Below are 18,475 nucleotides of genomic sequence, written 5' to 3'. Positions count from 1 at the left end.
ATCTATCGCGGTGGCCAGTGTAGGGGACGCCGGGCTTAGCCGGATCACGCTTGTTGCACCGCGCACGCGGATCGACCTAGCGCTGCCGTCAGACGTGCCGCTGGCCGACCTGCTGCCGACCTTGCTGCACTACGCCGGCGGCGAGGAGGCCGGCGACGGCGCGGCTGCGGGCTGGGCCTTGTCGCGTCTTGGCGGCATGGCGCTGGACAGCTCGCGCACTCCGTTCCAATTGGAGGTTCGCGACGGCGAGCTGCTCTATCTGCGCCCGCATGGGGGCGAGGCGCCGATGCTCCTGTTCGACGACGTGGTGGACGCGGTAGCGACCGCCACCAACGACCGGCCGGGCCGCTGGGTGCCGGCGATGACCCGCCTGTTCGGGCTCACGCTGGGCGCGGTCGCGTTGCTGGGCGGTGCCGCGGTGCTGCTTTTCAGCGGGCCTCCGCAGCTGCTGCCCGGCCTGATCGGGCTCGCCACCGCCTTGGTGATGCTGGTGACCGCCGTGATTCTGGCGCGTGCGGTGGGCGACAGCGGCGCCGGTGTGGTGGTCGCCGCGGTCGCGATGGTCTACGCGGCCGTCGGCGGGCTCCTGATCACCGCCGAGGATCGCTCGCTGGGTTCGCTGGCCGGCCCGCATGTGCTGCTCGCGGTGACGGCTGTGCTGCTGGTGACCGTTGTCGCGGCGATCGGGGTGGTCGATGCGGCACCCTTCTTCCTGGCCATCGGCGTGGTCACTGTCGCTTTGCAACTGACAGCCGCGGTCTGCCTGGTCTTCGGCGTCGCCGCACCGGCAGCGGCGGCGATCGTGGCCACCTTCGCCTTCGCCACCCTGCCCGCGCTGCCGATGTTCGCCTATCGCCTGGCCCGTCTGCCCATCCCGACCGTGCCGACCGAGGCCGAGGCGCTCAAGAGCGACACCGAGACCGTGGACGGCGCCCGGGTGCTGCAGCGGTCGGCCCGCGCCGAGGGTTTCCTCACCGGCATGCTGGGCGCGGTCTCGTTGATCGGGGCTGCGGCTGCTGTTTCCACCTCCACCGCGGGCACCGCCGGGGTGGCCCTGGCCGCTGTGCTCGGTCTGGTGCTGATGGCGCGCGCCCGCCTGTTTCGCAGCCGCGCCCAGCGCTTGTGCCTGCTGTGCTGCGGCGCGATCGCCCTGGGCGCAACGATTTTGGCCCTTTTCCTTTCCGCTGGGTACCAGACGCGCCTGACCGCGATTCTCGGCGTCACCATCGCGATCGCGGCCATCAGCATCGGTTTCGGCCTAGCCCGCCGCGCCAGCCGCCGCTCACCGATCTGGGGAAGGCTCCTCGACCTGCTGGAGATCGTCCTCATCCTCGGCCTGGTCCCCCTAGCCATGTGGGTATGCGGCCTCTACGCCTGGATCCGCACCATCCGGGGGTGAAATTGGAGGGTCGCTTCACGCGCTGCTTTAGCGCGCGGCTACCGCGCGCCTGGGTTATTTCCGAAGAGGCGGCGTTCTACGGAGGTGGGGGCTAGCCAGGCGTAGGTGTTCATGCCGCGGGCGCAGACCGCCACCATGTCGCTTTCCAGTGAGGTCAGCAGGGCGACCGTCGGCTCGCCGAGCCCGAGGGCGTTGGCCAGCACCACTGCCTCTTCCCATTCCATCCGCTGGGCCAGCACCACGTCGGCGCCGGCGATGGCCCAGGCGCCGGCCGCGGTTGCTTGCGGCAGCACGGTGAGCTGGGTTTGCCAGCTGCCCAGGCTCGGCTGCACCGGCGGCCCGGCCGGCCCGGTGTCGTAGAGGTGCAGCAGGAGCCGCGTCACTTCCGTTGGCTGCCAGGATAAAACGTCGCCGGGCATGGGCCAGACCCGCTGGCCGGTGGCCCCGGCGGCGGCGTCCAGCTCGGTCCACTGGGCCGTGTTGGCCAGGCCACCCGCGGCCCGCACCGCCACCTGCACGCCCAAACCCAAGCAGCGGAACAGCAGTATGCGTGCGGCCCACCACCCGCCGACGAGCGTGACCACTGTCGGCTGTGGCCGGAACAGCTGCATGGAGACCGCGGCGCCGGTCTGGTCACGGCCCAGCACCAGCGCGGCGTGCCCGGCTTCCACCGATAGCGCACCCAGCCCGGCCCGCAGGCCGTGCTCGGGCGCGGCCGTTTTCCTCATGGCGTGACTCCAAACGGGGCGCCGGTGGGGGCGGTCGCGTAGACGGCCGCGGCGTGTTCGCCGTCGAGCCGGATCAGCTTGGTGCCCAACTGATTCGCGGTGCGGTGGGCCTGGCGTGCGCATTCGGCTATCCGGTCGGCGGCGCAGGCCACCCGCAGCAGCACCCGCACCGCGGGCTGGGGCGAGCCGGTCGGGCGAAGCACGACGGCGGTGTTCACCACCGAGGCGCCCGGCACCTGGGCCAGCTGGTTGATCAATCCCGGGGGCGGGTTCGCCGGCCAGGCGCGCACGGCGAAGCCCAGGTGCACCAGGCCCCCGGAGTGCCAGCCGGTCCACTTTTCGCGAACCCCGCCGACGCGGGGCACGCCACAGGTGACCAGGAGGGTTCTGCGCAGGGTGGGCGCGTCCAGTACCCGATGAACCAAACCCGAAGCGGTAAGTGCCGTGCCGATGCGGGCGAGCACGGCGGTCATCGCCTTGTGCACGCCGGCCACCCCGCCACCGCGCCCGGCCGCGGCATCGGCCGCGTCGGAAGGCCCCAGCCGCACGGCCAGCCAGACCTCGCGGTTTACCGGCACCGGCCCGCTGCCCAGCAGCTCGCGATAGGACATCGCGCAGTGGGTGCGCTCATCGGGCGGGTGCGCGAACGGCGCCTGCCTGACCACCACCTGCAGGCTGGTGACCGGCACCGAAAAGTCGGACAGCAGCCGGGCCAGCCAGTCCAGGCGCAGCGTGACGTGACCGTCCAATCCGGTGATCGCCACCGCGCCGAACCAGCCCATCCTGTCCTGGCCGATGCCGATCGCGTTGCCCCGGTCGGTGATGGGCAGGACCGTCAGATCGGGTGCCAGCCCGGCCAGCTGGCTGGGTGGTGTCATCACCCGCCAGCGGTGCCGCAGGCGGGCGGCGGCGCTCTCATAGAACCATCGGCCCCGGGCCCGCCCCAACGCGCCGCCCAGCAGCACAGCCGCTGCGCCGCCCAGGCCAAGCGCGACCGGCGGACCGGCGACGGCCGCACCGCCCCCGGCGAGCGCGGCCAGCTCGACAGCCACCAGCTGAGCGGTGCCGAACCGGCCCGCGGTCACAGACATAGACAAAATCCTACGACGCCGTCTTAGGATTGCGCGCATGCGGACCAGGCGCGAGCAAGTGCAGGCACATCGGTTTGTCACGCGCCGCATCATCTCCGCGTTGCTGTCCGGTGAGCCCGAGGCGCCTGACCTGCCCATGCGGCGGCTGGCCATGGCGGTGTTCGGCAGTGTCATGGTGGCCGCGATCGTTCTGGCGGTGGTGGGCGTCTACGGCCTGCTCAACCCGGGCGGCCGCCGTCCCGCCGAGAACACGCTGCTCATCGAGCGCGAGACCGGTGCCAGATACCTTTATCTGCAAGGAAAACTGCACCCCGTGCTCAACTACACCTCGGCCCGGCTCATCCTGGGCCAGGCCAACCCGCCTGTGGTGCCCATGTCCGCACGCTCGCTTTTGGACATTCCACGCGGCCGGGCAGTCGGGATAGCCAACGCGCCGGACACCCTGCCGGGGCGCTCGTCCCTGCTCGGCCTGCCCTGGAGCGTGTGCAGCGCGCCGCGTTCGGCGACCTCGGTGCAGATCGCCACCCACGTGTTCGCGGGCCGGATCCCGCCCGGTGGCGCCGGGCTCGACGAGCGTGGGCTGCTGGTCAGCGGCGGCCCGGCCGGGCTCTTTCTGCTCTGGCATGATCACCGGCTGCTGGTACGGGGCAACACCACGCTGACCGCGCTGGAATGGGCTGCGGTGCGGCCGATCGCGGTGGGTGAGGCGTTCCTCAACGCCATCCCCGCCGGGCCCGACCTCGTCGCCGCGACCGTGCCCGGCTCAGGAAGCACGGCTTCGCGGCAGGTCGACGGCAAGTCGGCCAAGATCGGTCAGCTGTTCCGGGGCGGGGCACAGCATTACGTCATGCTTGCCAGCGGGCTTTCCCCGATCGGCGAGGTGATGACCCGGCTGCTGCTGGCGGGCGGAACCCCGGCCACGGACATCTCCACTCAGGAGGCCGGCCGGGCGCTGACCGAGGCCAGGCTTGAGCCGTCCGGGTTTCCTGGAGCCATACCCGCGCTGCGGGCGGGTGGTGCGCCCGCGATGGCGTGTGCCGCGTACCGGGGGCCGGGCGAGCGGGCGCAGCCGCAGATCACCGTCGAGGCCTACGCCCAGATCGCCGATGGCGTGACCGTGGACGAAGCGGCCCCGATCGCGGGTGGGCTGGGAAGCGACGGAGTGGTCACCGCCGATCGGGTCACCGTCCCGGGCGGGCACGCGGCCGTGGTGAGCACCCTGCAGGAGTCCGCCGCGGGTGCCATCTTTCTGGTCACCGATCAGGGCTTGAAGTACCCGATGCCGCGTGACAAATCCGATCAGGTGCTCACTTCGCTGGGCTATGGCGGGGTCCGCCCGGTGCCGGTACCAGCATCGATCCTCGCCCTGGTGCCCACCGCGCCCTCCCTTGATCCCGACGCGGCGACGCGTTTCGCTGGAGCACCGGCGGTTTCGCCTGTTCGGCCTAGCTCCTAGAAGTGAGGCGTATCGATTAGACTATGCGGCATGGGCGCGGAAGACTTCGTCGTCGTCGACACCCTGTCGCTCGCCGACTTCCATCGGACCCTCCAGGCACGGCTCGACGAGGCCTACGCGATGCTGGCCAGAATCGATCCGGCGGTGGTGGGCGCGACCGGTGCGTCGCCGGCCCTGGGCGGGTTCGAGGATGCCAAGCACACCGGGGAGCGGCATCAGCAGCTGCGCGAGGAATACCTTGCCCGGTTACGCCGCCTCATCGTCGCGCTGACCGCGGCGCACGCGGCCACGGCCGCCATCATCGCCGATTACCACTCGGTGGAGGCGCTCAACACCGCCAACCTGTCCGACATCCTGCGCCTGATCGGCGAAGGGCTTGAGCATGGTCGCGTCCATGGCTGACGAATTCTACGAGCGCTACAAGCACCTGAGCCATCAGGAGCTTTACCGGATGCTGCAGGCCGGGTCGTCGCCTCAGGTCGACACCGTCGCCGACACCTGGGCCTCCCTCGGCGACACCGCGGGCACCATCGCGGCCGCGTTGCGCCACGATCTGCAACGGCTGCTGCCCGCCTGGAGCAGCCAGGGCAGCCGCGAGTTCCACTACCGGCTGGAGTTGATCGCGCGTTACGCGCAGACCCTGGCCGATGAGGCCGACGCGCTGCGGACAGGCTTGTCGGTCATGGCTTCCTCGTTGCGCGAGACCCAGCACCGGGCCGAGCCGCCACCCGCGCTGGTGCCGAATTCAGCCTTCTCGGTCGGCGATCTCGTCGACGGTGTGGTCGGCAGGAGCCTGGGCCGGGTGTTGCCTTCGGTGGAAAGGGCACAGGCACACGAACGCATGGTGCGCCTCATCGCCAAGCTCGCCGCCGACTATCGCGTGGCCGATCACGGCAGGTGGCCGGTGATGGTTCCCGAGGCGCCGATGGACCTGCCCGCCTCCGGCGCGGTCGGCACGGGCCTGGCCAGCGGCGTCGGAGCAGGGGCCGGTCCGGGTGGGGCGACGCACGGCCACGGCCACAGTCGTGATCACGGCCACGGCCACAGTCGCGATCACGGCCGCGACCATGGAAGCCACCACGGGCACGGACAGCACACCTCCTCGGGCCCGGCTGCCTCATCCACCCAGTCCCATCACCTCTCGCTCGGGTCAGGAGTCCTTGGCGGCGCTTCGGGTTGGGCACAGTCCCTGCGCCCGGGCCATCTCGCTGGTCATACGCTCGGTGTCGAGGTCGCCGGTGGCGGTCAGTCCACCTCCTCCACGTCTGCCCACTCAGGTACCTCCGGCAGCTCCGGCTCCGGCGGCGGTTCTGGTGGCTCGAGCGGTTCCGGTGGTTCCGGCGGCTCGAGCGGTTCCGGCGGCTCCGGCGCGACGGGCGCCTCGGGAAGTGTCGGCGGCGCCGGCGCATCCGCGGCGGGCATGGGCGGGACAGGTGGCGCGATGCCGATGGCGCCCATGGGCGGGGTCGCCCCCGGAGCTACCGGGGCAGGCGGCATCGCCCCAGCGGGCGTCGGCGGCTCGGTGAGCTCGCCGGACCGGGCCTGGCACGCGCCCGACCCGGTGGACTGGGCCGACCCCGACGACGATGCCGCCCCATCGGTGCTCAACAGCTGAACCGGGCGGCAGAGAAACTGCCTCCAACGGGCCGCGCTGAGATCACGTGTAATGGGGTGTGGAAGACGACGACTTCGGCGAGTTCCTGCAGGCGCGGATAGCTCGCCTATCACGGATCGCCTTCCTGCTGACCGGTGACCACCACGCAGCCGAGGATCTGCTGCAGGCCTCGCTGGAAAAGGTTGCGCAGCATTGGAAGAGGATCCGCCGCTCGGGTGCGCCGGATGCCTATGTGCGCCGGGTGCTCTATCACGAGCACGTGTCCATCTGGCGCAAGACCCGGCTGGAGACGGCGACCGACAGCATTCCCGAGCCCGCGCCCAGCGCCGATGAGGCGGAGGACGTGGTGCGCCGGGTGGTGCTGCAGCGTGCCCTGTCCCGGCTGACGCCGCGGCAGCGGGCGGTGGTGGTGTTGCGCTTCTTCGAGGATCTGCCGGTATCGGATGCGGCGCAGGTTCTCGGCTGTTCCGAGGGCACCGTCAAAAGCCAGACCAGCCTTGCCCTGACCCGGCTGCGTCAGCTGGCACCGGAGCTCGACGACTTTTCACGGGAGGGTGTGCTGACATGACAGAGCTGAGGAACCTGCTCCATGAGCTGTCCGACCAGGCCATGGTCTATGACGTCGCGCAGCGTGCCAAGGACGGCGGCAGGCGTCGCCGCCGTCGCGGGCGAATGATGGCCGGTGGCGGGGCTGCCCTGTCGATCGCTTCTGTCGTTATTGGACTGTCTGTCTGGCACGATGCGCCGCCCCGGCCGATCCCGGCCTACCCGGCGTCGGTGTCCGCCACGCCGACCAAGCCGGCAGGCCCCACCGTGAGCTGTGTGGCCGGCGAGCTGCCGCAGCCGCCCGGCTATCCCCGCAAGGCCTTCGTCACCGGAGCGGACCCGTCGGGCCGCTTCATCCTGGGCCGGGCCTATCCCCAGGGAGCAGGCAAGCGGTTGCTGCTGTGGGACGGCGACACGGTCAACACGGTGGCCATGAGCGGTGACGACGCGACGCTGGAGGACATCACCACCTCAGGCGTCGCCATCGGCACCAGTTACCTTGGCGACAATCCGGTCAGCTGGACCTATCGCAACGGCAAGACGACCCGCCTGGCCGGCGACAACGCGACGGCCAGGGCGCTGAACGAAAGCCTGATCATCGTGGGCGTGGTCGGCGACTGGCCGGTCGTCTGGCGCAACCCGTCGGCTCAGCCGGAGAAGCTGGCTCTTCCGCCCGGCGAATGGGCCCGGGGTTGGGCGGTGGCGATCTCGGATGACGGCTACATAGTGGGGTCGGTGGTGGCCAAGGTAGCCAGCGGAGAGGGCGATACCGTCGGTCTGTTGTGGCGGCCCGACGGCACGGTCGAGCGATTGGCACCTCCGGCAGGATATTCCGACACCGGCGGGGTGGGGCCGACGGCGATCCGTGGCGATTGGATTATCGGGCGGTTCATGACTTCTGGCCGCTTGGTGAACGTCCGCTGGAACAGGAGCACCGGTGGCTCTGTCGTGTTTCCCGCGCCGGTCGCCTGGACGGTGAACGCCCTGGGATCGACCGGCGGCGTGGGCGAGCCCGCGCTGAGGCTGGTCTCGGGTGAGGTGATCGCGCTGCCGTCCAATATTGACGGGTACCAAGGCGTGAACCGCGGCGGAATCTTCCAGCCGGACGGGGTGATCGCCGCCATCAGCGACGACGGGCATCAGGTCGTCGGAACCCTGCACGACGAGACCTTCGCCGGGCTGGCCGTGCGCTGGAGCTGTCGCTGAACAAAAGGAAGGGTCCCTCCCAGCCTGCCGGCTGAGAGGGACCCGTTTGCGTTCACTAACGGACGTAGATGGAAATCTTGAAGTTGCTCAGCACCGACGAGCCGAAGCTCGGCGGCCACGTGCCGAAGGGCCGCGACGCCACGCTCCACGCGCCGGAACCCGCGGAGGCCGTGTCGTAGCTGAGGTTGTTGTTGCCATTGGTGTTGTACATCAACCAGTAGGACGTGTTGGGCGACAGCGTGGCGGCGATGGCCATGCTGTTCCACGAGTTGGCGGTAAGGGTGCCGCTGCCGGTGGAGGCGACCAGAGCGCCGGGTGAGCCCGACACGTCGGTGTAGATCGCTATCTGGCCCTGGTTGGCCGGGCTTGCCTGCACGGACTTCATGTACACGAACGCCTGGGTGACGCTCATCGCGGCCGAGCCGGTGGTGAACCGCGACCCGTTCATGAAGTTCATGTCGTCGCTGTCGGTCTGCGTACCGATCTGGTCGTAGCCCAGGACCTGGGAGACCACCCCGGTGGTGAACGAGAACGTGTAATCGGCAGCCAGCTTGTTGCCGGCCAGGTCACCGACCCCGGTGGCGCCGCCCTTGACCGTGACGGAGTACCCGGTGGAGGCGGTCAGGGCCGCGGCCGGCGTGATGGTGGCCCGGTTGGCCGCCGCGTCATAGCTGACGGTGCGGTTGACCAGGTTGCCGCCGGTACGCAGCTCGAGGTTGGCCGAGGTGATCGACGCTGCCGTCATCGGCTCGCTGAACTGAACCGTGATCGGTGTGGTGAGCCCGACGTTGGTCGCGCCGGCCCCCGGAACCGTCGAGGTCACCGTCGGCGCGGTGGTGTCCACACCGGCGGTGGCGTAGATGGAGAACCGGTAGGTCGACTTCACCGACGGCCCGAACGTGGCCGGCCAGGTGCCGAAGGGCTGGGCGGCGGTGCCCCAGCCACCCTGTCCGGCCGAGCCGATGGTGAACGCCATGTTGTTGTCGCCGTTGGTGTTGTACATCAGCCAGTAGGCGGTGTTGGCCGCCAGCGTGGCCGAAACCGGCCTGGTGTTCCACGAGTTCGCGGTCAGCGGGCCGGAGGCGCTCGAGGCCACCCGAGCCGCGGGCGATCCGCTGGCATCGGCGTAGATCGCCAGCTGGAACTGGTTGTTCGGCGCGGCCTGAACTCCGCGTACGTAGACCGACATGGAGTTGATCGCCAACGGGCTGGACCCGGTGACGAAGCGCGACCCATTCATGTAGTTGATGTCGCCGCTGTCGGTCTGCGACCCGATCTGCGTGTTGCCGAACGTCTCCGGAGCGCCCGGGGCGTAGGTGGCGGTGTAGGTCGCCGGTGTGGTGGGTGCGGTGATCACATGGGACTGCGCGCCTGCGTCCGACCAGGTGCTGAAGGCGTAGTTCGTCCCGGCGGAGACCTGCGGGGAGGGTGCGGAGATGGTGTTGGCCGAACCCTGGATCACGGTACGTGTGAAAGGCGTCGTCGCCGCCGTCGAGCCAACCGTCAGCTGGAGCCCGGAAGGGTTGCTGGCAAAGGTGAGCGACACCGTGAGCGGGTCGAGCCGGCGGACCACGCTGTGGGTCAGGCCCTGCGCGTCCGTGGCGACCAGCTCAAGCTCCAAATAGGACGGATACTCGTGATCCGGCGCGATGAAGGAGCCACTGGCCACCCCGGTGAAGTCCTGGATCGAGTGGACGTGGCAGCTGCCCCCATCGGAGCAGTGCTGCATGCGCAGATGCCACGCCAGCGCCGAGGCGGGCAGGGTGCCCTGCTGCGGATCGGTGGCGGTGCCCGAGAACGCGATGGTGTCGCCGACCTTCCAGGTCGTGCCCACCACCGGTGTGGTCATCACCGCGGTGGGCGCCTGGTTACCGGCGCTGATAGTCACCGTGGCCGTGTCGGTCGCGCCGAGGGTGTCGGTCACGGTCAGCCGCGCCGTGTAGGTGCCCGCGGTGGTGTAGGTGAACGACGGGGTCGCCGAGGTCGAGTCGGTCGTGCCGTCATCGGTGAAGTCCCAGGCGTAGGTGAGACTGCCGTCGTCGGCCGGATCGGCGTCGGTCGAGCCGGTCGCGTTGAAGCTGACTGCCAGCGGCGTGGGCCCCTGGGTGGGGGTGGCGTCGATGACCGCGTCCGGGGGCTGGTTGCCGGGGAAGTAGCGGATCCGCCGGATCGCCCCGCCGTTGAGGTCCGCGTAGTAGAGCTCGCCACCCGGGCCAACCTCGAGATCGACCGGGCTGGACGCGGCCGACCCGAACGTCATGACGTTCGAGGAGCTGGGCAGGCCACCAGGGGTGGTGGGCAGGGCAGCCCAGATGCAGTTGCGCGAGTAGTCGGCGAAGAACACCGCGCCCTGATACGCGGCCGGGTATGGCCCGCCGCTGGTCGGGTAGAAGGCCACCCCGGTGGAGGAGGAGCTGCCGGTCGGGCAGGCCTCGCCCGGGACGAGCTTGCTGGAGTGGTTCCACGCCACGAACGGTTGCGTGTGCGCGGCCGCGCCCTGGTTGTAGAAGCCCGTGCACAGCGCCAAACCGACGCTCTCATAACCACTGTTGCGGCCGGCGCCTTCGTAGCAGGGCCAGCCGAAGTTGGTGACCGCGCTGGTCGGATCGATGACCCGATCGACCTCTTCCCATGTGTTCCACCCCGTGTCGGAGATCCAGGCCTCGTTGGTGCCGGGGCGCATGGTCAGGCGGAACGGGTTGCGCAGGCCGTGCGCCACGATCCGGCGCGCGTCGGCGTCGGCCGAGCCGATCAGCGGGTTGCCGGGGGCAGCCGCGCCGGTGGCCGGGTCGAGCCGCAGCAGGGCGCCGTCGAGCTGGGTTTCATCGCCGGTGGTACGCAGGTCCTGCGCGCGCAGCGCGCCGCCCTCGTTGGCCGGGTCGGTACACGGGTTGGTCGGGCTGCCCGAGGGCAGGTTCCCGTAGTCGACCGCGCTGAAGCTCGCGCCGTCGCCGCCGGTGACATAGAGCATGCCGTCCGCGCCGAACGCGAGGTCACCGATCGAGTGGCTCGGGTACTGCTGGCACCAGTCCCGGATGAGCACCTGTTCGGTTCCGGTCATCACGTTGCCGTTGGCCTGCAACCGGGACAGCTGGCCGGTGACCACACATAGTCCGTTGTTGGCGTTGGGGCACGCGTCGTTCCACACCGGCGCGGTCTGCCCGGGCGGCGCGTCGTACGTGTACAGGACGTACACCCAGGGGTTGGCCGGGAAGTTGGGCGCCAGCGCCATGCCGAGCAGGCCACGGTCCCACACGTTGTGCACATTGGTGGAAAGGTCGGCGAAAAGGGTCGGAGTGGTGTCGGCAAGGTCGTCGAAAACCTTGATGCGGCCGCCCTTCTCCGCCACGAACACCCGCCCGTCCGGGGAGAACTCTATATTGGTCGGCTGGGTCAGCCCCGAATACACGACCTGTTCTTGAAAGCCACTGGGCAGAGCGATCGCCTCAGCGGGCGCCACCTGCAATGGGCTGATCGCGGCGGCTACCAGGGCCACCGCTAACAACCCGCGCATACTTCGTTTGCGCAACATTTGTCTCCCCAATTCGTTTCCACCGCACGATTTGGGTCACGCTATACATTCTTTCGGGCTTTTGGTGGTGTCGGTTTCCAGACGATGCGCAGGTCATCTCCCCCCGATCCGTCCACAACGGACAATTTGCGGATCGGTCTTTCGGTCTGTATTCGCAGTCGATTCAGACTGTGAGTGAAGTCGCCTAGGTGACTTCACCTCGGGCGAAGCGCAACGATCCCCAGCGCGGCGAGCGCCGAGACGACGGAAACCGACAGCCGTGGGGCATCGGAATCGATGGGCTGCAACGCAATCATGGTGGCCGGCCGCATGGCGTCGGCCGCGAGGATCAAAGTCACCAGGCCGAGCGACAGCGCGGTCATCGGCTCGGCGATGGTGCCCAGAAGACTCACCAGCCCGCTGCCAAAGGCAAAGGCGACACCCCCGGCGATGAGCAACACGGTCAGGGCCGCCGACGGCGGGCCACTGCGCTGGGCCACCGAGCTCAACACCATGCCCAGGGCCGCCGCGCCGATGCCGATCAGTTCCCAGGGCAGGTCGCTTACGACATAGTGGGCGAGCAGCCCGCCCGCCGTGGCGGCGACGGCGGCCACCGCGACCATCGCCATCCCCGTTCCGTAGCGGCCGTACTGGAAACCGATCACGCTCAGCGTGGCCGGCCCGGCCAGGGCCAGGCACACCAGGAGCCAGCGGGCCAGCTGTGCTTTGCCGACGCGGTATCCGTACCAGACAAGGATGAGAGCGACCAACAGGGCAAGGCCGACCGCGGAGTACTCGGCGGACAAGCCCCGTCTGCTGGAGAATCCGTCCACAATAGACGGACGCAGCGGGTTTCCGACCAGGACGATCACGTAGAGCGCGGCCGCCAGGATCATCGGCATGAGCAGCCCGCGGCGTTGCGCGGAAGGCTCGGCGGGCCGAGGCGACAGCGAGGCCGCGACGACCACCCACGCCGCGACCAAGGCAACCGGCAGCGTCGCATACAGGGGCAGGTTCGAGCCGAGCCGAACCTCGGGGGTGATCAGGCGGATCGAGGCCGCACCGGTGGCCAGGCCGAAGGCCACGCCGATCGCGACGGCAACCCGCTCGCGCGAGCCACCGGCCGCCGCGGCGGCGAGAACGCCGCCCAGCGCTATCCCGTAGCCGATGGTGAGCGGGACCTGACCGGTCTCGGCCAGCTCGGGCTGATAGGTGAACAGCCAGATGCAGCCGAGCACCACAGCCAGGCCGGCGAGAGGCACCAGCCAGCCGCCTGCGCGGCGAAGCGAGCGGAAGGCGAAAACCGCCGCGATCGTCATCACGGCCGCCAGCGCGAGGATCGCGGAGAGATGGCGCTGCACCGAGGTCAGGCTCTCGCCGAGGAACATCGGCGCGTACCCGAAAAGGCGTTCGGCGGTCAAAGCCGCCACCCCGGCACCAGCCAAAGCTGCCGCTACGGCCCGGAGAATGTGAGTGGGAGCAGCTGCGGCCATGAAGCGAAGGATGACAGATCTCCGCAACTTCGGCCGAATTCACAGTCCTATTAGGACAGAAACCCGCCGGCCCAGGTAGGACCGGCGGGTGCGATTGGCGCAAGCAATCAGGCGTGCACGAGCACAACCTCGTATTGGTCCGCGGTAGGCGGGAAGCCGGTGTCGAACTTGGCGTTGACGACCGCGAGGACGTTGCCGAACAGCGCAGCCGCGGTCGGGGTCTGGAACAGCTCGCTGGTGATGACCTTGGTGATGACCCCGCTGGTCAGATCGGCGCTCAGCTTGATCCGCGACACCTGGTTGGAGAAGTTCTGCACGGCCCACAGCCGCCGCCCCTCCAGCTCGATGCCGTCGACGTTGGGCACGCTGACCCCCGCGATCAGCGCGCTCGTGCCGGTCTGCGAGTCGACGGTGTAAAGCTCGCCGTTGCCGCTGTGGGCAACGATCAGGGTCTTGCCGTCCGGGGTGGCGCGGATGCCGTTGAGGTTGAACTCGTCGCCGGTGTCGGCGGCCGGGCCGGTCAGCGGGAGCGTGCTGAACTCGCCCAGCTCGCCGTAGGCGTCGATCGGGATGAAGTAGAGCTGGGCGAGGTGGCTGTCGGTGAACCAGGCGCCCTGCTTGGTGATCGTGACATCGTTGATGAGCGAGGTGTCCGCTTCGCCGAGCTGGTAGGTGGCGACGGTGACCCCGGTGTCGGTGTTGTAGACGTAGGCCTGGCCGGTCGAGGCGCCGGCGACGAACAGCAGATCGTGCCGTTTGCTCACCGCCATGCCCGCGGCCTGGCGGCCGTCCGGCACCTCGATGAACAGCTCGGCCGTGCCCTTCGCGATGTCGCCGCGAAAGATGTCACCGGTCAGCAGGTCGCCGGCGTAGAACGTGGTTCCCTCGCCCGCGGCGATGCCCTCGGCGGAGGTGGCGCCCGGCAGCACGATCGTCGATGGCACGACGATCGACGGTTCCGCCTGAGCCGGGGCCGCCAGAGTGTGTGCGGAGGCGAGCATGAGCAGCGGGAGGACTGCCCACCGGGACCGGGCCAGCCACGGGCGGGTGTTTGACACGCTTTGCATCAGTGTTACTCCAGTTGGGTGCGAAAGGTCTTGCCTTTCGCCTAACGCCACCGATCCCCAGCTGGTCGCGGCCTATTTGATCTCGCTTCGCACGGCCTCGTCGAGCGACGTCTCGCGAGGGCCCCAATGGGTCGGATCCTGACCGGTGACCACATCGATGAGCGCCTTGACCGTCGCGCCCTGCTCCCGCACCAGGGCGCGTTTCCAGCTCGCGCGGTAGACGGCGACGGAGTCGTCGCCGACGCCTATCGCGTCGATGCCCGCGTCGCGGCAGAGCGCGACCGCCCGCCGGACGTGGAAGCTCTGGGTCAGCACAATCAGTGACGTGGCCCCGAAAATCCGGTGCGCCCGCTGACAGGAGTCGGAGGTGTCGAAGCCCGCGTAGTCGGCCACCACCTTCGCCGACGGCACGCCCTCGGCGATCAGCCAGGCGCGCATGGCATCGGGCTCGTTGTAGCCGAAGTTCATGTTGTCCCCGGACACCAGCACGGCACGCACCTTGCCCGCCCGGTAGAGGTCGCGGGCCATCGCCAGCCGTGCCTGCAAGAACGGAGATGGGGTGCCGTCGGCGAAGACCTGCGCCCCCAGCACCAGCGCCACCGGGCGGGCCGGGACATCGTCCAGGGTGTATATGCGACCGGCTGAAGCTGCCCGCACCCAGATCAAGCTGGCAGCCACGGTCGCCACCAAAACCAAAATCATTGCCGCTGTGGTACGGCGCAGCCGCCGCCACCACACCCGGCGGCCGTTGCCGCCCACGGGCGGAGCGACGGCGCTCATGACCACCATGATGCCTTACCCGGGCACAAATCCGCCGAGATTGGCGCCCATCCTCACGTGCCGGGCCGGCGGCCGAACAGCTTCACCGTGGTGCCCACGGTGATGGTGTCCCAGTAGGCGACGGCGTCGACGTGCAGCAGGTTGACGCAGCCGTGCGAGCCGAGCGACATGTCATGGATGTAGCTGGTCGTCTCATGGAATCCGTTGTCGTCCATGATTCGCTGCCAGTAGGGCAGGTACACCTTGAAGGTCTCGGTCCAGTTGTTGCGCTGCCGCTCGATGATCTTGTAGGTCCCCGACGGGGTGGGCGCCCCGTGGCCGTCCGGGTGGTTGAACCCTGTCCGGGTCACGGTCGGGCCGTGGATTACCTTGCCGTCCTTCATGAGCCAGGTGGTCTGATGGGTCAGGTCGATACAAGCGGTCAGCGCTGTTCCGGCTTCACATAGGCTCGGATCGCTGGCCTTCAGCCGCTTCGCCACATCATGGGTCGCCGTGCCGGGGTTGCCGTCCACCGGCCGCAGGCCGAACCGGCTCTGGAACTTCTTGATGGCAGCACAGTCGCTGTCGGACTGCTCACCATCGGCCTTTACCGTGCCGAACCCGCCCATAGCAACCAGGATCTGCTCGACCTCGAGCTGATATTTCCCCTTGGTGCACACGGGCTTGGCCGGTGCCGTGGTCGCCGGGGTGGTCGGCGAAGGCGCGGCGGTGGTGGGTGCCGGGGCCGGGGTTTCGCTCGGTGAAGCGGTCGGCGACGGGGCGCTCGACGTCGGCCCGCCCGCGTCCCAGACCGGACTGGCCGACGTGGGCTGACAGGCCGCAGCCCCCACCGCCAACCCGACAGCGGCCAGCCCCAGCACGAATCGCTTCATTCTTTCCTCCCCATTGCACCCAGCTCGATCACTAGACGTTTCGTGGCTGTGGTCAGTTGCAAGCTGTGGCCGATCAGACGTGCCGGTCTGCCCACTCAGTCACGAGCGATCGCGAACCCGAGGATCCCTGCGACCATCTGCATGCGAGGCATCTAACCAGTAGCGTGCAGCGGGCGCTGCCCCAGGCGGCGGCACCAGGTGCTATGCACCGTTCTGGAACCATTTGTGGATCTGGGTTTCGGCTCAGCGGTAGGCGGCGGCTATCGCGCGCAGCCGGGCATGGGTGTCGTCCATCGCCGGCGTGCGGGGCAGCCATTCCTTGCGCATCTTGGCCAGCGCGGTGTAGTTGGGGTCGACGACGTTCGCCAGTGGCGCCTCAACCCCTTGCGACACAAGCTGATAGGCGTCCAGCATGGCCAGCCCGTAGTCGGCCTGCAGCCATTGGATCAAATCCACCTGGGCGATGCGGAAGGCGTCCTCCAGCGGGCGGGCCGATCCGGTGCTCATGATGTGCGTATCGGACTCCAGCCGGGGCCACGGACACGGCCGCCCCTTGACCACGTCGACGATGACCACCGTGTTCATGGCGCATTCCACGGCGACCCCGCAGGTCTCGCCCTCGCCCTGGCGGGCATGGCCGTCGCCGAGGGAGAACAGCGCGCCAGGCACGTTGACGCCCAGGTAGCAGGTGACCCCGGCGCGCATCTCGGGGGTGTCCATGTTGCCGCCGTGCGCGTCGGGCACCAGCGAGGAACGCGCCTCCAGGTTCGCCGGGGCGACCCCGACCGTGCCGTGCATCGGGTCCATCGGCAGATCGACCGTGTAGTCCCCGAAGCGCGACTCGAAGCGGCACAAGCGGTTTGCCTTGTCGAACTGGTAGATCCAGACCACTTCCGGCAGGGGATCCTGAAGCGTGGCGGTGGTGTGGGTGGAGGTCAGCGCACCGAACAGCGGCACCGTGGTCGACGCGCCCCAGTCACGGGCCGGCTCGATCGACACGAAATGCACCGCGAGCGTGTCGCCGGGCTCGGCGCCGTCGATGTAGAACGGGCCGGTCTGCGGGTTGACGTAGGGGAATTCGACCACCCGGGACACCAGATCGTCGACGCCACGGACCCGTCCGGCGAAGCAGTCCTCGGTGAACACCTCCAGCACGGTGCCCGGGGCCACCCGCGCCACGGGGGCGGCCCCGCCGAAGGTCCAGGCGAACTCGCTGGCCGAAGGGCGGTAGGTGAAGACCTGGACGCTACTCATCGAGATGCACCCTGGCCACGTCGGCCACCCGCTGCGGGTGGCGCACGTACAACCAAATCATGACAAGCAAACCGAGCACCATCCACACCGCCACGGCCGGGCCGGCGTAGGAGATGGGCGGGGTCAGGTGGGGGACGAAGGAGAACACCGGCAGACCGGCGGCGGTCAGCCAGGCCGGCACGAATGCGGCGATGCCCAGTACCGGGATGATGATATGCAGGAAGACGTTGAGCTCCTCCCGCCTGCGCCGGGTGAAATAGCCAAGGCAGGCCGCGTTCGCGACGATGTAGTTGGCCACCAGCAGGATGACGATGCCGGTGCCGACCATCGCGAAGGCGGTCACCGGGTCGTAGCTGAAGCCCAGACCCAGCGCGACCACAATCGTCGCCGCGGTCACGATGAGGATCGCCACGTGCGGCGAGCGATGCTTGGTTCCGATGCGCGCCAAGGCATACGGGAAGGCGCCGATGCGGCCCATCGCGTAGGCGGTGCGGCTGGAGACGTTCACCCCCGCGTTGGCGTTGGCGATGGTGGAGTTGACGATAGCGAGGAAGACCAGCACCCAGAAAACGCCGTAAAGGCTGCGCGCCAAGCCTTCCCACGAGTCCGGGCCGGAGCTGGTGAAGGTGAGGAAGCTGTCCGGCCCGAAAGCCACATCGACGGCGTAGGTGGTGAAGATGTAGAGGGCGCCGATTATCAGCGTCGCGCCCAGCACGGCGCGGCGGATGGTGCGGCGGGGATCGCGCGCCTCCTCGGCCAGCGGGGCCGCGCCCTCGAATCCGCCGAAGGCGAGAATGGTGAAGACCGAACCGGCGATGACCCCGGTCAGCCCGTGATACTCCCCGTTGGGGGTGTGCGCGGTGGTGAAGACGGACAGCGTGTTGTCGCTGCCCGCGTGCAGCACGAGCAACACGCCGAGGACGGCGAAGACGCCGATTTCGAAGATTCCCAATATGGTACCGAGTCTGGTGGAGGTCCGGATCCCATAGAGCCCGGCGACCATGACAATGAGCGCGCCGAGCACCGTCCACGGCCACCACAGATCGGCCGGATAGCCGGGGAACTCGGAACTCAGCGTAGCGGCGGTGGTGAATCCGAGCTGCAGCAGGACAAGCGGCGGGATGAGCACCCCGACCAGGGTGTAGGCCCACGCCACCAAAAACCCGATCCCGTTGTGCAGACCGCGCGCCGCGTAGGTGGCCAGCGATCCGGCCGCCGGCAGATGCTTGGCGAGCTCGGAGATGCATACAGCGCAAAACAGGCAGGCGATGAGGGCGAAGACCACGGAAAGCGGCAGCGAGCCACCGGCGAAAGCAGCGCCGGCCGGGATGGAAGCCGCGATGGCCGCGGCGGGGGCCATGTCCGTGATGCTTTGAAAGAGCACTTCCCTGAGCCCGATGGCATCCTTGCGCAGGGTGGCCGGGGCCGGAGCAGTCTGATCGGTCATCTGGACCTCG

General features: G+C 69.0%; 15 protein-coding genes. 6 read left to right on the top strand and 9 right to left on the bottom strand.

Going from position 1 to position 18,475, the window contains the following annotated elements; all coding sequences use genetic code 11:
* Positions 1-10 precede the first annotated feature (10 nt).
* A complete protein-coding gene (gene eccD / locus Rhe02_RS38600; RefSeq protein WP_203913441.1) occupies positions 11-1,399 on the top strand; it encodes a type VII secretion integral membrane protein EccD in 1,389 nt (462 codons plus the stop codon).
* Between the two features lie 38 nt (positions 1,400-1,437).
* Here the strand turns inward: eccD and Rhe02_RS38595 are convergent, their stop codons facing one another.
* Complete coding sequence (locus Rhe02_RS38595; protein WP_203913440.1) at positions 1,438-2,127, bottom strand: hypothetical protein; 690 nt, start codon at positions 2,125-2,127, stop codon at positions 1,438-1,440.
* Positions 2,124-3,218, bottom strand: a complete 1,095-nt coding sequence (locus Rhe02_RS38590; protein WP_203913439.1) for a type VII secretion protein EccE — start codon at positions 3,216-3,218, stop codon at positions 2,124-2,126. The genes Rhe02_RS38595 and Rhe02_RS38590 overlap by 4 nt, the downstream gene beginning before the upstream one ends.
* 37 nt (positions 3,219-3,255) lie before the next feature.
* Between Rhe02_RS38590 and eccB the strand changes: the two genes are divergently transcribed.
* Genes eccB through Rhe02_RS38565 form a run of 5 tightly spaced genes read left to right on the top strand, consistent with a single transcriptional unit; the run spans position 3,256 to position 8,041 of the window.
* Complete coding sequence (eccB, locus tag Rhe02_RS38585) at positions 3,256-4,674, top strand: type VII secretion protein EccB (protein ID WP_203913438.1); 1,419 nt, start codon at positions 3,256-3,258, stop codon at positions 4,672-4,674.
* Between the two features lie 30 nt (positions 4,675-4,704).
* The gene (locus Rhe02_RS38580; RefSeq protein ID WP_203913437.1) at positions 4,705-5,076 is read left to right on the top strand and encodes a hypothetical protein; all 372 of its coding nucleotides are present in this window, start codon (positions 4,705-4,707) and stop codon (positions 5,074-5,076) included.
* Positions 5,069-6,289 carry a hypothetical protein gene (locus Rhe02_RS38575; RefSeq protein WP_203913436.1) on the top strand — a complete coding sequence of 407 codons (1,221 nt, stop codon included), beginning with the start codon at positions 5,069-5,071 and terminating at the stop codon, positions 6,287-6,289. The genes Rhe02_RS38580 and Rhe02_RS38575 overlap by 8 nt, the downstream gene beginning before the upstream one ends.
* Positions 6,290-6,347: 58 nt before the next feature.
* A complete protein-coding gene (locus Rhe02_RS38570; protein ID WP_203913435.1) occupies positions 6,348-6,857 on the top strand; it encodes a SigE family RNA polymerase sigma factor in 510 nt (169 codons plus the stop codon).
* Positions 6,854-8,041 carry a hypothetical protein gene (locus Rhe02_RS38565; RefSeq protein WP_203913434.1) on the top strand — a complete coding sequence of 396 codons (1,188 nt, stop codon included), beginning with the start codon at positions 6,854-6,856 and terminating at the stop codon, positions 8,039-8,041. Before Rhe02_RS38570 ends, Rhe02_RS38565 begins: the two co-directional genes overlap by 4 nt.
* A gap of 55 nt (positions 8,042-8,096) precedes the next feature.
* Here Rhe02_RS38565 and Rhe02_RS38560 read toward each other — a convergent pair whose 3' ends face one another.
* The 7 genes from Rhe02_RS38560 to Rhe02_RS38530 form a co-directional block, all read right to left on the bottom strand.
* On the bottom strand, positions 8,097-11,573 hold the full coding sequence (locus Rhe02_RS38560) for a PQQ-dependent sugar dehydrogenase (protein WP_203913433.1): 3,477 nt from the start codon (positions 11,571-11,573) through the stop codon (positions 8,097-8,099).
* Positions 11,574-11,767: 194 nt separating this feature from the next.
* Positions 11,768-13,045, bottom strand: a complete 1,278-nt coding sequence (locus Rhe02_RS38555; protein WP_203913432.1) for a hypothetical protein — start codon at positions 13,043-13,045, stop codon at positions 11,768-11,770.
* A gap of 107 nt (positions 13,046-13,152) precedes the next feature.
* Positions 13,153-14,112, bottom strand: coding sequence for an SMP-30/gluconolactonase/LRE family protein (locus tag Rhe02_RS38550; RefSeq protein ID WP_203913431.1), 960 nt, complete (start codon positions 14,110-14,112; stop codon positions 13,153-13,155).
* Between the two features lie 72 nt (positions 14,113-14,184).
* Positions 14,185-14,892: a SanA/YdcF family protein gene (locus tag Rhe02_RS38545; RefSeq protein WP_203913430.1), complete on the bottom strand. Its 708-nt coding sequence runs from the start codon at positions 14,890-14,892 to the stop codon at positions 14,185-14,187.
* 53 nt (positions 14,893-14,945) lie between these two features.
* Positions 14,946-15,764 (bottom strand): L,D-transpeptidase family protein, encoded by an 819-nt coding sequence (locus Rhe02_RS38540; RefSeq protein ID WP_203913429.1) that lies wholly within the window; start codon positions 15,762-15,764, stop codon positions 14,946-14,948.
* A gap of 243 nt (positions 15,765-16,007) precedes the next feature.
* Positions 16,008-17,018, bottom strand: coding sequence for an acetamidase/formamidase family protein (locus tag Rhe02_RS38535; protein WP_203913428.1), 1,011 nt, complete (start codon positions 17,016-17,018; stop codon positions 16,008-16,010).
* Positions 17,011-18,465 carry an APC family permease gene (locus Rhe02_RS38530; protein ID WP_203913427.1) on the bottom strand — a complete coding sequence of 485 codons (1,455 nt, stop codon included), beginning with the start codon at positions 18,463-18,465 and terminating at the stop codon, positions 17,011-17,013. The genes Rhe02_RS38535 and Rhe02_RS38530 overlap by 8 nt, the downstream gene beginning before the upstream one ends.
* Positions 18,466-18,475: the final 10 nt, after the last annotated feature.

It is taken from the genome of Rhizocola hellebori (assembly GCF_016862955.1).
GTDB classification, from domain to species: domain Bacteria; phylum Actinomycetota; class Actinomycetes; order Mycobacteriales; family Micromonosporaceae; genus Rhizocola; species Rhizocola hellebori.
Note: the sequence above shows the minus strand (reverse complement) of the source record. Positions and strands in the feature narration are given on the sequence as shown.

Coding starts and splice junctions, on each gene's coding strand:
- Rhe02_RS38565 (WP_203913434.1), top strand. CDS start 6,854: ATGACAGAGCTGAGGAACCTGCTCCATGAGCTGTCCGACCAGGCCATG.
- Rhe02_RS38550 (WP_203913431.1), bottom strand. CDS start 14,112: ATGCAAAGCGTGTCAAACACCCGCCCGTGGCTGGCCCGGTCCCGGTGG.
- Rhe02_RS38535 (WP_203913428.1), bottom strand. CDS start 17,018: ATGAGTAGCGTCCAGGTCTTCACCTACCGCCCTTCGGCCAGCGAGTTC.
- Rhe02_RS38595 (WP_203913440.1), bottom strand. CDS start 2,127: ATGAGGAAAACGGCCGCGCCCGAGCACGGCCTGCGGGCCGGGCTGGGT.
- Rhe02_RS38545 (WP_203913430.1), bottom strand. CDS start 14,892: ATGAGCGCCGTCGCTCCGCCCGTGGGCGGCAACGGCCGCCGGGTGTGG.
- Rhe02_RS38560 (WP_203913433.1), bottom strand. CDS start 11,573: ATGTTGCGCAAACGAAGTATGCGCGGGTTGTTAGCGGTGGCCCTGGTA.
- Rhe02_RS38575 (WP_203913436.1), top strand. CDS start 5,069: ATGGCTGACGAATTCTACGAGCGCTACAAGCACCTGAGCCATCAGGAG.
- Rhe02_RS38540 (WP_203913429.1), bottom strand. CDS start 15,764: ATGAAGCGATTCGTGCTGGGGCTGGCCGCTGTCGGGTTGGCGGTGGGG.
- eccB (WP_203913438.1), top strand. CDS start 3,256: ATGCGGACCAGGCGCGAGCAAGTGCAGGCACATCGGTTTGTCACGCGC.
- Rhe02_RS38530 (WP_203913427.1), bottom strand. CDS start 18,465: ATGACCGATCAGACTGCTCCGGCCCCGGCCACCCTGCGCAAGGATGCC.
- Rhe02_RS38555 (WP_203913432.1), bottom strand. CDS start 13,045: ATGGCCGCAGCTGCTCCCACTCACATTCTCCGGGCCGTAGCGGCAGCT.
- Rhe02_RS38590 (WP_203913439.1), bottom strand. CDS start 3,218: ATGTCTGTGACCGCGGGCCGGTTCGGCACCGCTCAGCTGGTGGCTGTC.
- Rhe02_RS38580 (WP_203913437.1), top strand. CDS start 4,705: ATGGGCGCGGAAGACTTCGTCGTCGTCGACACCCTGTCGCTCGCCGAC.